Genomic DNA, 11967 nt, shown 5'->3' on the forward strand with positions numbered 1-11967 from the left:
CGGCCATGACGGTGTGGAAACGTTTCAGTGGAATTTCTCCAGGGGTGAATGCGCGCTTCCCCCTTTCAGGCGGAGGGAAAAGAAGCAGCAGCTCGCCCGACGGGAGCAACGCATGACCGAGCCCCTGCTCGCGATCCGGGGCCTGCGGGCGGCCTATGGCAAGATCGAGGCGCTCAAGGGCGTCGATATCGAGATCAATTCCGGCGAGATCGTCGCCCTGATCGGCGCCAATGGCGCGGGCAAGTCGACGCTGATGATGACGATCTTCGGCAAGCCGCGCGCCCGCGCCGGCCGGATCCTCTACGAAGGCAAGGACATCACCGATGTCCCGACCCACCAGATCGCGCATTTGCGCATCGCGCAATCGCCGGAAGGCCGCCGCATCTTCCCGCGCATGAGCGTCGCGGAAAACCTCCAGATGGGCGCGGACGCCACCGACTGCACCGAAGCCGAGCGCGAGAGCACGCAGGAACGGGTTTTCGCACTGTTTCCCCGGCTCAAGGAGCGCATGACCCAGCGCGGCGGAACCCTGTCCGGCGGCGAGCAGCAGATGCTGGCGATCGGACGCGCGCTGATGAGCCGGCCGCGCCTCTTGTTGCTCGACGAGCCGTCGCTGGGGCTCGCGCCCCTGATCGCACGGCAGATTTTCGATGCGATCCGGACCCTGAACCGGCAGGACGGGCTGACCGTGCTGATCGTCGAGCAGAACGCCAACCATGCGCTCAAGCTCGCCCATCGCGGCTATGTCATGGTCAACGGCCTGATTACGCTGGCCGGCACCGGCACCGAGTTGCTGCAGCGCCCCGAGATTCGCGCCGCCTACCTGGAAGGCGGCCGGCATTAAGGTAGGCGGTATGCGGCGAGATATCTTCCTCAATGCCCGTATTTTGCCGGTGACTTCTCCGAAGATTCAATCAAGAATGGCGCCGGTTTGGACCGGGGCCTTCCCGGCAATTCCCACAGACGACCACCCGCGAGGTATCTCATGAAATCACTGAAGCTCATCGGTCTGGCATTCGGCGCGTCAATTGCACTGTCGAGCGCGGCATTCGCGCAGGACATCACGATCGCAGTTGCAGGCCCGATGACGGGCGGCGAATCCGCCTTCGGCCGCCAGATGAAGAACGGCGCCGAAATGGCCGTTGCCGATCTCAACGCCGCCGGCGGCGTCGCCGGCAAGAAGCTCGCGCTCAGTGTCAACGACGACGCTTGCGATCCCAAGCAGGCCCGTTCGGTGGCAGAGAAGATCGCCGGCGCCAAGATCCCGTTCGTCGCGGGTCATTTCTGCTCGTCGTCGTCGATCCCGGCCTCGGAAGCCTATGCCGACGGTAACGTCCTCCAGATCACGCCGGCCTCCACCAACCCGCTGTTCACCGAGCGCAAGCTGTGGAACGTGGCGCGCGTCTGCGGCCGCGACGACCAGCAGGGCCTGATCGCCGCCCAGTACATTGCCAAGAACTTCAAGGGCAAGAACATCGCGATCCTCAACGACAAGTCCACCTACGGCAAGGGACTTGCCGACGAGACCAAGAAGGCGCTCAACAAGGCGGGCATCACCGAGAAGCTCAACGAGAGCTACAACAAGGGCGACAAGGACTTCAACGCGATCGTCTCGCGCCTGAAGAAGGACAATATCGACCTCGTCTATGTCGGCGGCTACCATCAGGAAGCCGGCCTGATCCTGCGCCAGATGCGCGACCAGGGCCTCAAGACCGTGCTGATGTCGGGCGACGCGCTCGCCGACAAGGAGTACGCCTCGATCACCGGCCCCGCCGGCGAAGGCACCCTGTTCACCTTCGGCCCGGACCCGCGCAACAAGCCGACCGCGAAGAAGATCGTCGAGGCCTTCAAGGCCAAGAACATCGACCCCGAGGGCTACACCCTCTACACCTACGCCGCGATGCAGGTGTGGTCGCAGGCGGTCAAGAAGGCCGGCACCACCGACGCCAAGAAGGTCATGGAGACCATGAAGGCCGGCAAGTGGGACACCGTCCTCGGCCCGATCGAGTATGACGCCAAGGGCGACATCAAGCAGATCGACTACGTCGTCTACAAGTGGGACGCCAAGGGCAACTACGCCGAGCTCGGCGCCAAGGGTTCTTAACAAGGGTTCCTAAGACCCACCGGCTCTCGCCATCGCGACAGACGCCCCGGTTCGCCGGGGCGTTTTCGTTTGGGGATCAGACCACCGCCTGGAACTTGGACGACTGCGCCGATTTCAGCGCCTGGAGGAGGTCGTTCGGCCGAAACGGCTTTTGCAGGCAGACCACGTTCTCCAGATCCGGTGACTGGTCCATGAAGTCGAGCGCGGTCATGCCTGACACGGCAACGATCGGGAACCCCGGGGAACGTTCGCGGATCGCGGCGATGACCTCGACGCCGCTGCTCTCGGCCAGGAAAATATCGACGATCGCTGCGTCGAAATCGGCTTCGCCAAAAGCCTTCAGCCCGGCAGCGGCGCTCTCGGCTTCCACGACTTCGAAATGATTGACCCGAAGCACGATGGATATCATCGCGCGGACGTCCTTCTGGTCGTCGACAACAAGAATGCGGGGCATGGGAACAACTCCCGGGTCGTGAAATTAGTATGCAGCAAAAACCAGCGTCCCGTAGCGGGGTCCCGCGCGGCGGCGGGAGGGTAGTATTGACCCGGCCAGTAAAAGTCATCTTACCGGTCTTCCGCCCCTTCTTGTCATAAAAGTTAACTAGGCTGTAACCTTCGGTTGAGTCGTAGGCGTCACCTCTTAAGTCGCGTGCCCAGAACGGGCTACCGCGACCGGGGGGTTCCGGGTAGGGTGAAACCAAGCGGGGAGATGCCTAATGGCGGTCTGCGGAAGATACGAGACATAATCGTGCACGCAGGAAATGACCGAACGGCTTTCCTTTCCGTGTTACCCGCCTCGCAGACTGATCGCACTGCAGCATTGGCCGTGGTCGGCGTCTCATCGATCCTGTTCGCGCTCGCGGTCCCGCTGGCCGGCGTTCCCCTCACCCCATTCCCGGCGTTCGTCGCCAGCTATCAGTCCGCACTGGCGGTCAGCGACATCATCACGGCCGTACTTCTGTTTTCGCAGTTCGCAGTGTTGCGCAGCCCCGCGCTGCTGCTGCTGTCGAGCGGCTACCTCTTCACCGCGGCCGCAGCAATCGTCCACGCCCTCACCTTCCCCGGATTGTATGCACCGGGTGGACTGCTCGGGGCCGGATCGCAGACCACCGTCTGGCTCTACATGATCTGGCACGGCGGCTTCCCGCTGTTCGTGCTGGCTTACGCCTGGCTGAAGGACGTCGACGGCGGCCCAAAACTCTGGCGGCCGGCACGCGAGGCGATCGTCGGCAGCGTGGTCGGCGTCATCGCGCTGATGACCCTGTTCGGCTGGTTCGTGACCGCGCATCACGAACTGCTGCCGGTGCTGCTGCGCGACGGACGCTATACGCCGGTCATGATCGGCGTGGTCTCCTTCGTCTGGTCGCTGAGCTTCGCCGCGCTGATCTCGCTCTGGTTCCGCAAGCCCTATTCCGTGATCGACGTCTGGCTGATGGTCGTGATGTGCGCCTGGCTGTTCGACATCGCGCTATCGGCGATCGTCAACGTCGCGCGCTTCGATCTCGGCTTCTACGCCGGACGCATCTACGGGCTGCTGGCCGCAAACTTCGTGCTCGCCGTGCTCCTCGTCGAGAATGTCGGGCTTCAGGCGCAGACGGCGGGACTGCTCGGCATGCTGAGGCAGCGGGCGGCGGCGGACCGCGACTATTACAGCGAGCGCGAGCGGCTGTTCACGGCCGTCGTGCAATCCTCCAACGATGCCATCATCACCAAGTCGCTGGACGGCACGATCACGTCGTGGAATCGCGCCGCCGAACGCCTGTTCGGCTACGCCGCAGGCGAAGCCGTGGGCAAGCATATCGACCTGATCGTGCCGGAGAAGCGGCGCGACGAGATCAGCGAAATCATGGCGCGCATCCGCAACGGCATCGGCGTGGAGCAGCAGGAGACCGTCCGCCACCACAAGGATGGCCGCGAGCTCGACGTCGTCCTCAGCGTCTCACCGCTACACGCTGCCAATGGCGAGATCATCGGCGCCACCAAGATCGCCCGCGACATCACCGAGCGGAAGCGGACCCAGACCGCGCTCCAGCGCGAGACCGAGGAGCGCCAGCGCATCTTCGAGACGTCGCAGGACCTGATCCTGGTCACCGACGGTTTCGGCACCTTCATCCAGGTCAGCCCGAGCGTGACAGATATCCTGGGATTCAAGCCGGAGGATATGATCGGCCACAGCGCCGTCGAGTTCATTCATCCCGAAGATCTGGAGAGAACGCGCGAGGAAATGCGCGCGGCGCGCCGCGGCCTCGTGAAGCGGAGCTTCGAAGCCCGCTATCCACACAAGGATGGACATGATGTGAGCCTGAACTGGCTCGGCTCGTGGTCGGAGCCGGTGAAACGCCACTTCTTCATCGGGCGCGACCTCACGGAGAAGCAGGCGGCGGAAGCCCAGTTCCGTCAGGTCCAGAAGATGGACGCCATCGGCCAGTTGACCGGCGGCGTTGCCCACGACTTCAACAACGTGCTGACCGTCATCACCGGCACGATCGGGATTTTGGCCGAAGCCGTCGCCGACAAGCCCGATCTCGCCGCGATCACCCGGCTGATCGACGACGCCGCCGATCGCGGCGCACAGCTCACCAAGCATCTGCTTGCCTTCGCCCGCAAGCAGCCGCTCCAGCCGCGCGAGATCGACGTCAACGCGCTGGTGGTCGAAGCGGCGAAGCTGCTGCATCCGACCCTCGGCGAGCAGATCCAGATCACCCCGCAACTGACCGACGAGCCCTGGCCCGCGCTTGTCGACCCGAGCCAGCTCACGACCGCGATCCTCAACCTCGCGCTCAATGGGCGCGACGCCATGCCCGAGGGCGGCAAGCTGGTGCTCGAGACCCGCAACGTGTTCCTCGACGAGGGTTATGCCGCCATGAACGCCGACGTCACGGTCGGCAATTACGTGATGATCGCGGTCAGCGACACCGGCACCGGCATTCCCGCGGCGCTGGTCGAGCGGGTGTTCGACCCGTTCTTCACCACCAAGGAGGTCGGCAAGGGCACCGGCCTCGGCCTCTCCATGGTGTTCGGCTTCGTCAAGCAGTCCGGCGGACACATCAAGATCTACAGCGAGGAAGGCCACGGCACGAGCGTCAAGATCTACCTGCCGCGCTCGACCGGCGTGCAGGAGACCGAGTACGAGCAGATGCAGGTCGGCGCGATCGAAGGCGGCGACGAGAAGATCCTGGTCGTCGAGGACGACGCACTGGTCCGCCAATATGTGGTGACCCAAATCAGGAACCTCGGCTATACCACGCTCGAGGCCGGCAACGCCGCCGAGGCGCTGGCGATCATCGACAACGACGCCAGCATCGACCTGCTCTTCACCGACGTGATCATGCCCGGCGTCATGAATGGACGCCTGCTCGCCGACGAGGCGGTGCGGCGCCGGCCGGCGCTGAAGACGCTGTTCACGTCGGGCTATACCGAGAATGCCATCGTCCATCACGGCCGGCTGGACTCCGGCGTGCTGCTGCTCGCAAAGCCCTACCGCAAATCCGAGCTGGCGCGCATGATCCGCACCGCACTTGCAAGTTAAATGCTTGCCAGTTGAGCGCACGCCGCAGCTAAGCTATCGCTGGGTGCATCCGCTGTCATTCGTCGGAGCCTGCATTTGAAAAACCTCCTCACCGATATCGCCGGCGTCCGTGTCGGCCATGCCGACGATGCCGCCCTCGCCTCGGGCGCCACCGCCATCGTGTTCGACGAGCCGGCGGTGGCGGCGATCGACGTGCGCGGCGGCGGGCCGGGCACGCGCGAGGACGCGCTGCTCGACCTCGCCAACACGGTGGAGCGGATCGATGCCATTGCGCTGTCGGGCGGCTCGGCGTTCGGGCTCGAGACCGGCGGCGGCGTGCAGGCCTGGCTTGCCGAGCAAGGCCGCGGCCATCGCGTCCGCGAGGCGCTGATCCCGATCGTGCCGGGCGCGATCCTGTTCGATCTCCTCAATGGCGGCAACAAGGCGTGGGGGCGCTTTGCACCCTTTCGCGATCTCGGCTATGCCGCGGCCGTTGCCGCGGGAGACGATTTTGCGCTCGGCACCGTCGGCGCGGGTTTTGGCGCCACCACCGCGACGTTCAAGGGCGGGCTCGGCTCGGCCTCGGCGGTGACCCCCGATGGCGTCAAGGTCGCAGCCATCGTCGCCGTCAATGCGGTCGGCAGCGTCACCGTCGGCGACGGTCCCTGGTTCTGGGCGGCGCCGTTCGAGGTGAATGGCGAGTTCGGCGGCCGCGGCTTCCCTGACAAGTTCACGGACGACATGCTGAAGATGCGCATCAAGGGCGGGCCGGCCGCGACCGCACGCGAAAACACCACGATCGGCGTCGTCGTCACCGATGCCGTGCTGACGAAGCCGCAAGCCAAGCGGTTTGCGATGATCGCGCATACCGGCTTTGCCCGCGCGATCTATCCGGTGCATGCGCCGACCGACGGCGACGTGCTGTTTGCCGCCGCAACGTGCGCAAAACCGATCGAGCCGCTGGTCGGGCTGACCGAGCTCGGCACGATCGCCGCCAATGTCGTGGCGCGCGCGATCGCCCGCGGCGTCTATCACGCGACCGCGCTGCCCTTCGCCGGCGCGCAGCCGGCGTGGAAGGATCGGTTCAAGTAGGGGTGCTGGCTTACACGCTCATCGACAGCGAAGATGCCGCGGACGTCGATCCCGAAGCCGACTGGCCCTGCTGCATCATCTGCTGGAACCAGTTGTAGGGCGAGTTGCCGGCGCCCGAGGCGCTGGGCGCGCCCGGCACGGTCGAGGTCACCTTGAAGCCGTCGGCATATTTGACCGTCGTGGTGGTCGAGCCGTCGCTGTTCACGACGGTGGTCCGGGTCGAGCCGCCGCCCGGCTTCGAGGAGTCGGAGCTGTCGCTGCCGTCACCCGATCCGCTGGCGTCCTGGGCGTGGTGGTGACCGTGCCCGCTCTTCAGCGCCTTGTCCATTTCATCGAGGCTGACGGTGCCGTCACCATTGCTGTCCAGCTTGTCAAAGACCTTGTCGGCGTTCGCGAGGTTGGTGCCGCCCGCCCCTAACGCGTCCTCGAATTCCGTCTTGTCGATCTTGCCGTCGCCATTGGCGTCGATCTGCGAGAACAGATCTTTCAGCGCGGCCTCCCTCGTCATCGGCTGGGACGACGTCGCGTCCGACGTGGAGACCGATGTCGTATTGGTCGAGGACTGGCTTTGCGCCGATATCAGCGCGCTCATCGTCTCCGGCGAGATCGGCGCGCAATTGCCTGACGTCGTCGACGAGGTCGCAGACGTCGTGGAGCCCTTGGAGCCGTCGATCGAGAACGGATTGCTCGTGCCCTGCGACAGGCCTGTCTGCTGGGTCGAGGACGTCTTCGACGACGTCAGCGTCTGCAATGCATCGAGCGCGGTCGAGACTGCGCCAAGGGCGAACAACATTGTCGATCACTCCAACGAACGCCGCGCAAGGTCGCGGCCAATGTCGCCACACAGGCAGCAAGCCGCGTGCCAGCGCAAAAACCTCAATGAATTCCGAGTCTGCCGCACTTTCGTGGTCGCTCCGCCACGGGCAATTCGTGCCGGGCGCGGCAGAATTTTCCGCCCACAGGGAACGTGGCCGGTCGCATTGCCGGGGCCTGTCCCCCATGTTAGGCGGGGCTCGTCCGCGGCCCTTTTGGAACCAGCGCCATGACCCAGTCCTTCACGCCCCGCCCCCTGGTGATCGCTCCGTCGATCCTGGCGTCCGACTTCTCCAAGCTCGGCGAGGAAGTGCGCGCCGTCGATGCCGCCGGCGCCGACTGGATGCATCTCGACGTCATGGACGGGCACTTTGTCCCGAACATCTCCTACGGCCCCGACGTCATCAAGGCGATGCGCCCGCACAGCAAGAAGGTCTTCGATGCGCATCTGATGATCGCGCCCTGCGACCCCTATCTCGAGGCGTTCGCGAAAGCGGGTTGCGACCACATCACCGTGCATGCCGAGGCGGGTCCGCATCTGCACCGCTCGCTGCAGGCGATCCGCGCGCTCGGCAAGAAGGCCGGCGTCTCGCTCAATCCGGGCACGCCGATCTCTGCGATCGAATATGTCATCGACCTCATCGACCTCGTGCTTGTCATGTCGGTCAATCCCGGTTTTGGCGGACAGGCCTTCATCCCCTCGGCGCTGGCCAAGATCCGCGATCTCCGCGCTATGACCGCAGGGAGGCCGATCGACATCGAGGTCGATGGCGGCGTCGGGCCTGATGTCGCAGGAGCGCTTGCCGCCGCCGGCGCCAACGCGTTCGTCGCGGGTACTGCGGTGTTCAAGGGCGGCACCGAGGCGGCCTACAGGACCAACATCGCCGCGATCCGCAATGCGGCAGCTTCCGCGCGCGGCGAGGCGATCTGAGCTCCGAACCGTTTCCGCTGAAGCTCCGACCAACGGCCATGGATGAACTCCGCAGCCACCCGTTTTCGGCCGGCCTGCGCCGCCTGCTCACCGAAACCCTCGAGGATGGCGAGCGCCTGATCTGGCAGGGACAGCCCGACGGCGTCGCGCACATGATGATGTGGCGCTTCTCGTGGTGGATCGGCGGCCTGTGGCTGCTGGTCACGGCCATTGCCTTTGCGCAGGGTTTCATCGAGCAGTCGGCAAAACCGCTGCTGATGGTCGGGATCGCGATGGTCGCGGCGCCCTTCGTGCTGCTGCTGCAGGACATGCAGACGCTGTTTGCGATCACCGACCGCCGCGCGCTGATCCTGCGCACGGCCTGGGGCCGGCGCACCGTCCGCGGCACGTCGTTCGCCGCGATGGACAAGGCGTTCGAGATCCTCGAGATCGGCCGCGGCGCGGGACACCTGAATTTCGCCTCGGGAGTCTCGACCCGCTCGCCCGATACCGACTACACCGGCCGCTACGGCTTTCGCTGCGTGCGCGATCCGGCTGATGTCCGCGGCATCCTGGAGCGCGCACGCCGTTAGTTCACTGCGGCATTTACGGGTGCTGCAGCGCGCAATGCCTAAAATTACAACCCGAATCCGTACTCCTCCGGACTTCCCTGATTCGCGCAAATCACTGCACATGAGCCCATCCCTTCCGGGACGGGAGCACATCATGACGACGACCCTGGTTTGGACTGGCGTGGCGTTGTGGCTTGGTTTGAATGCAGCGATCGCGGCGCGCTGCCTCTACATCGCGCGACCGGTCAAGGTCGCCTCTTCGTCCGCCCGCGTGATTTATCTCAGCAGCTATCGGGCGTAACGTCCGTGCAGCTCACCATTGTGAAGCGTCAGCCGAAGCGCCGGTGCCGAATCCCGCGGCGCCCGCATCCGGACCTCAACTATTTCTTTGGTCGCCTCGAGCGCGCCGACATCGACGTCGGACCCGAGACCCTGGACGCACAGGACGTGCCGTCCTTGATACCTCTTCCTGGAATCAATTCATGAAACCGCACTGCCCGAACTGCCTGAACGAAATGTCGAAGGCAGCCTCCTCGCGCAACCTGTACAATTGCGAACCCTGCCGCGAGATCATCCAGTACTTTGGCGGCAGCTCCGACCATAGCGACCCCGGCCCGCACTTCTCCTGGCCGATCCGCCGCAAGAGCACGGGCCACACCACCTACGTGGTCTGAGTTATCCGGCGGCCTCGCCGGTTTCCCCGGCAAGCCGCTGCGGCCGCACCACGGTGACGGTGCAGGATGCCTCCGACGCCACCTGCGACGAGACGCTGCCGAGCAGCGTGCGCCTGAACGAGCTCTGCCTCGCCCCGATGATGACGTGGTCGACGTGATTGACCTCGCAAAACTCCAGGATCGCGGCCGCGGGATCCACCGCCTCCAGCACATGCGCCGATAGCCGGTTGTCGTCGAGCTTGAGCGGCGTCGCCCAGTGCCGCAGCGCCACCAGCCGGTCGATATGCTTGTTGGAGCCCTCCTCGTCCAGCGTGCGGTCGATCGCGATCCGGTTCAGCTTCAGCACGTTGAGACAGGCGAGCCGCGCCGACGGCAAGGTGGTGAGGATCCGCTCGGTGGTGACGCGCAGCGCCTCGTTCAATTCCGGCGCGCCCTCCGCGGTGTCGAGCGCCACGGCGACGATCGGGCTGGACGCGATTTGCGCCGCGACATCGGACACTGGACGCGCCGTCTTCACCGTCGGATTGAAGCGCCGCCGCCACGCCGTCGAGAGCGGATCGCGCTTCAGCCGCTCGGAGCGCGTCGTCAGCTTGACCTGGTCGGGATAGGACAGGTCGAAGGCCAGTTGCGAGGCGGTCGGATAGCGCCAGACCGGATCGATCTCCAGGCACCGCAGCACAATCTCCTGCAGCCAGGGCGGATAGTCGGCACGCAAGCTCCGCGGCGGATAGGGATCGCGCCACAGCCGGCGCCGCATCGCGCGCAGCGTCTCGCCCTCGCCGAAGGGCCGCTCCCCCGTCGTGAAAAAATACAGCAGCACGCCGAGCGAGAACAGATCGCTGCGCGGATCGTCGCGCACGCCCAGAAGCCGTTCCGGCGCCATATAGGGCGCGGTGCCGTAAGGCAGGCGGAACTCCTCCTGCATCAGATCGGGCAGATGGTTGTGATGCGACAGGCCGTAGTCGATCAGCACGGCCTCGCCGCTGTCGCGGAACATGATGCTGCTCGGCTTGATGTCGTGATGGATCACGTTCTGCCGGTGCAGATCGGCGAGCGCGGTTGCGATCTTCGCCACCAGCGTACGCGCCTCGTCATAGGGCAGCGGCAGATCGGGCAGTCGCTTGTAGAGCGTCGTGCCGGGAATGCGCTCGATCACGACATAGGCCTGCTTGGCAAAGTCGCCGGTGCCGAAACAGGCGGGCACGTGAGGGCCTGCAAGCCGCGGCAGGATCATCATCTCCATCTCGAAGGAGACGATCGCCGCCGGGTCCTCGCCCTCGGAGACCCGCGGGATCTTCATCAGCAGCGGCATGTCGATGCCGGGATGGGTGACGGTCCACAGCGTCGCCATGCCGCCGGCATGGACGCATTCGCCGATCGTGTAGCCGTCGATTTCGGCACCTGCCTTGACGAGCGGTTTCGGCATCGCTCAGCGCCCCTGCGACAGCCGGTCGGCGAGCCAATGCGGCAGGCCGTTGTCCCGGATGCGGTTAGCCGCCGTCTCGATGTCATAGGGCACGCGGCAATAGGTGATCTCGCAGCTCTCGGTGTCGAACATGACGAACGACGCCGACGGATGGCCGTCGCGCGGCTGGCCGACCGAACCGAGCACCGCCAGCCATTGCCGTCCCCGCAGGAGCTGCACCGGCACGTCGGTCTTCGGCACGAAACTCGTCATCTTCGCCGTCGCCGACATCGAGTAGAGCGCCGGGCGGTGAATGTGGCCGCAGAACGAGACGTGCGCCGGCGTTGCGATCATGCTGCGGGCGGCATCGGGGGTGGCGCGCACATAGTGCCAGCGCGCCGGCTGGGAAGCTTCCGAGTGGACGTAGAGGCGGTCCTGGTCCTGCACGGTCAAGGGAAGGTCGGCCAGAAAGCGGCGTTGCGGCGCACCGAGCCGGCCGCGCGTCCATTCGATCGCCATCTGCGCCTCGGCGTTCATGGTCTCGGCGGTGGAGTTGACGGCCTGGTCGTGGTTGCCGCGCACGGCAAGCGCGCCCTGCCCGACCAGTTCCATCGCGGTATCCACGACCCATTCCGGATCAGCGCCATAGCCGACGAAATCGCCGAGCAGCACGATGCGCTCGGCGCCACGCACCCGCGCCGCCTTCAGGCACGCGTCGAAGGCCTGCCGGTTGGCATGAATATCGGCAAAAACGGCCAGTCGCACGCGTCCTCCACCCCAAGAGCTTATTCCTCAGCGGATTAGGCAATTTGAGGAAGGTCAACAAGATGCGACAGTGGGGGTTGGTTTACCAGTGCGCTCCATTCGCTCTGGTCGTCATGCCCGGGCT

12 protein-coding genes are annotated in these 11967 nt (G+C 65.3%); 8 read left to right on the forward strand and 4 right to left on the reverse strand.

Annotated features, from left to right (window positions below; translation table 11 throughout):
* Positions 1-112 precede the first annotated feature (112 nt).
* Positions 113-844: an ABC transporter ATP-binding protein gene (locus tag C2U70_RS10630; RefSeq protein WP_140977959.1), complete on the forward strand. Its 732-nt coding sequence runs from the start codon at positions 113-115 to the stop codon at positions 842-844.
* Positions 845-985: 141 nt separating this feature from the next.
* The gene (locus C2U70_RS10635) at positions 986-2104 is read left to right on the forward strand and encodes a branched-chain amino acid ABC transporter substrate-binding protein (protein WP_140977960.1); all 1119 of its coding nucleotides are present in this window, start codon (positions 986-988) and stop codon (positions 2102-2104) included.
* Between the two features lie 76 nt (positions 2105-2180).
* Here the strand turns inward: C2U70_RS10635 and C2U70_RS10640 are convergent, their stop codons facing one another.
* Positions 2181-2558 (reverse strand): response regulator, encoded by a 378-nt coding sequence (locus C2U70_RS10640; RefSeq protein WP_140977961.1) that lies wholly within the window; start codon positions 2556-2558, stop codon positions 2181-2183.
* A 255-nt stretch (positions 2559-2813) separates the two neighbouring features.
* Here C2U70_RS10640 and C2U70_RS10645 point away from each other — a divergent pair, with 255 nt between their 5' ends.
* Together C2U70_RS10645 and C2U70_RS10650 are read left to right on the forward strand one after the other, a co-directional pair.
* Positions 2814-5633 (forward strand): PAS domain S-box protein, encoded by a 2820-nt coding sequence (locus C2U70_RS10645; RefSeq protein ID WP_140977962.1) that lies wholly within the window; start codon positions 2814-2816, stop codon positions 5631-5633.
* Positions 5634-5708: 75 nt separating this feature from the next.
* Complete coding sequence (locus tag C2U70_RS10650) at positions 5709-6704, forward strand: P1 family peptidase (RefSeq protein WP_140977963.1); 996 nt, start codon at positions 5709-5711, stop codon at positions 6702-6704.
* A gap of 10 nt (positions 6705-6714) precedes the next feature.
* On the opposite strand, the gene C2U70_RS10655 is transcribed toward C2U70_RS10650, so the two are convergent.
* Positions 6715-7497: an EF-hand domain-containing protein gene (locus C2U70_RS10655; RefSeq protein WP_140977964.1), complete on the reverse strand. Its 783-nt coding sequence runs from the start codon at positions 7495-7497 to the stop codon at positions 6715-6717.
* Positions 7498-7746: 249 nt separating this feature from the next.
* On the opposite strand from C2U70_RS10655, the gene rpe reads away from it, so the two are divergent.
* The 4 genes from rpe to C2U70_RS10675 all read left to right on the forward strand — a co-directional run bounded on the left by rpe (position 7747) and on the right by C2U70_RS10675 (position 9673).
* A complete protein-coding gene (gene rpe, locus C2U70_RS10660; RefSeq protein ID WP_140977965.1) occupies positions 7747-8448 on the forward strand; it encodes a ribulose-phosphate 3-epimerase in 702 nt (233 codons plus the stop codon).
* Positions 8449-8486: 38 nt separating this feature from the next.
* Positions 8487-9020 carry a hypothetical protein gene (locus C2U70_RS10665; protein ID WP_140977966.1) on the forward strand — a complete coding sequence of 178 codons (534 nt, stop codon included), beginning with the start codon at positions 8487-8489 and terminating at the stop codon, positions 9018-9020.
* 133 nt (positions 9021-9153) lie between these two features.
* Positions 9154-9300, forward strand: a complete 147-nt coding sequence (locus tag C2U70_RS32950; RefSeq protein WP_186294175.1) for a hypothetical protein — start codon at positions 9154-9156, stop codon at positions 9298-9300.
* Between the two features lie 181 nt (positions 9301-9481).
* Positions 9482-9673 (forward strand): hypothetical protein, encoded by a 192-nt coding sequence (locus tag C2U70_RS10675; RefSeq protein WP_140977968.1) that lies wholly within the window; start codon positions 9482-9484, stop codon positions 9671-9673.
* Between the two features lies 1 nt (position 9674).
* On the opposite strand, the gene C2U70_RS10680 is transcribed toward C2U70_RS10675, so the two are convergent.
* Both C2U70_RS10680 and C2U70_RS10685 read right to left on the reverse strand, forming a co-directional pair.
* A complete protein-coding gene (locus C2U70_RS10680; RefSeq protein WP_140977969.1) occupies positions 9675-11099 on the reverse strand; it encodes a bifunctional serine/threonine-protein kinase/universal stress protein in 1425 nt (474 codons plus the stop codon).
* 3 nt (positions 11100-11102) lie between these two features.
* A complete protein-coding gene (locus C2U70_RS10685; RefSeq protein WP_140977970.1) occupies positions 11103-11843 on the reverse strand; it encodes a metallophosphoesterase family protein in 741 nt (246 codons plus the stop codon).
* Between the last annotated feature and the right edge of the window lie 124 nt (positions 11844-11967).

The organism is Bradyrhizobium guangdongense (genome assembly GCF_006483445.1).
GTDB classification, from domain to species: Bacteria; Pseudomonadota; Alphaproteobacteria; order Rhizobiales; family Xanthobacteraceae; genus Bradyrhizobium; species Bradyrhizobium guangdongense_A.

What these genes read in the sequence shown, in the direction of transcription:
- C2U70_RS10630 (WP_140977959.1), top strand. Translation starts at nt 113, where the DNA reads ATGACCGAGCCCCTGCTCGCGATCCGGGGCCTGCGGGCGGCCTATGGC.
- C2U70_RS10635 (WP_140977960.1), top strand. Translation starts at nt 986, where the DNA reads ATGAAATCACTGAAGCTCATCGGTCTGGCATTCGGCGCGTCAATTGCA.
- C2U70_RS10640 (WP_140977961.1), bottom strand. Translation starts at nt 2,558, where the DNA reads ATGCCCCGCATTCTTGTTGTCGACGACCAGAAGGACGTCCGCGCGATG.
- C2U70_RS10645 (WP_140977962.1), top strand. Translation starts at nt 2,814, where the DNA reads ATGCCTAATGGCGGTCTGCGGAAGATACGAGACATAATCGTGCACGCA.
- C2U70_RS10655 (WP_140977964.1), bottom strand. Translation starts at nt 7,497, where the DNA reads ATGTTGTTCGCCCTTGGCGCAGTCTCGACCGCGCTCGATGCATTGCAG.
- rpe (WP_140977965.1), top strand. Translation starts at nt 7,747, where the DNA reads ATGACCCAGTCCTTCACGCCCCGCCCCCTGGTGATCGCTCCGTCGATC.
- C2U70_RS10665 (WP_140977966.1), top strand. Translation starts at nt 8,487, where the DNA reads ATGGATGAACTCCGCAGCCACCCGTTTTCGGCCGGCCTGCGCCGCCTG.
- C2U70_RS32950 (WP_186294175.1), top strand. Translation starts at nt 9,154, where the DNA reads ATGACGACGACCCTGGTTTGGACTGGCGTGGCGTTGTGGCTTGGTTTG.
- C2U70_RS10675 (WP_140977968.1), top strand. Translation starts at nt 9,482, where the DNA reads ATGAAACCGCACTGCCCGAACTGCCTGAACGAAATGTCGAAGGCAGCC.
- C2U70_RS10680 (WP_140977969.1), bottom strand. Translation starts at nt 11,099, where the DNA reads ATGCCGAAACCGCTCGTCAAGGCAGGTGCCGAAATCGACGGCTACACG.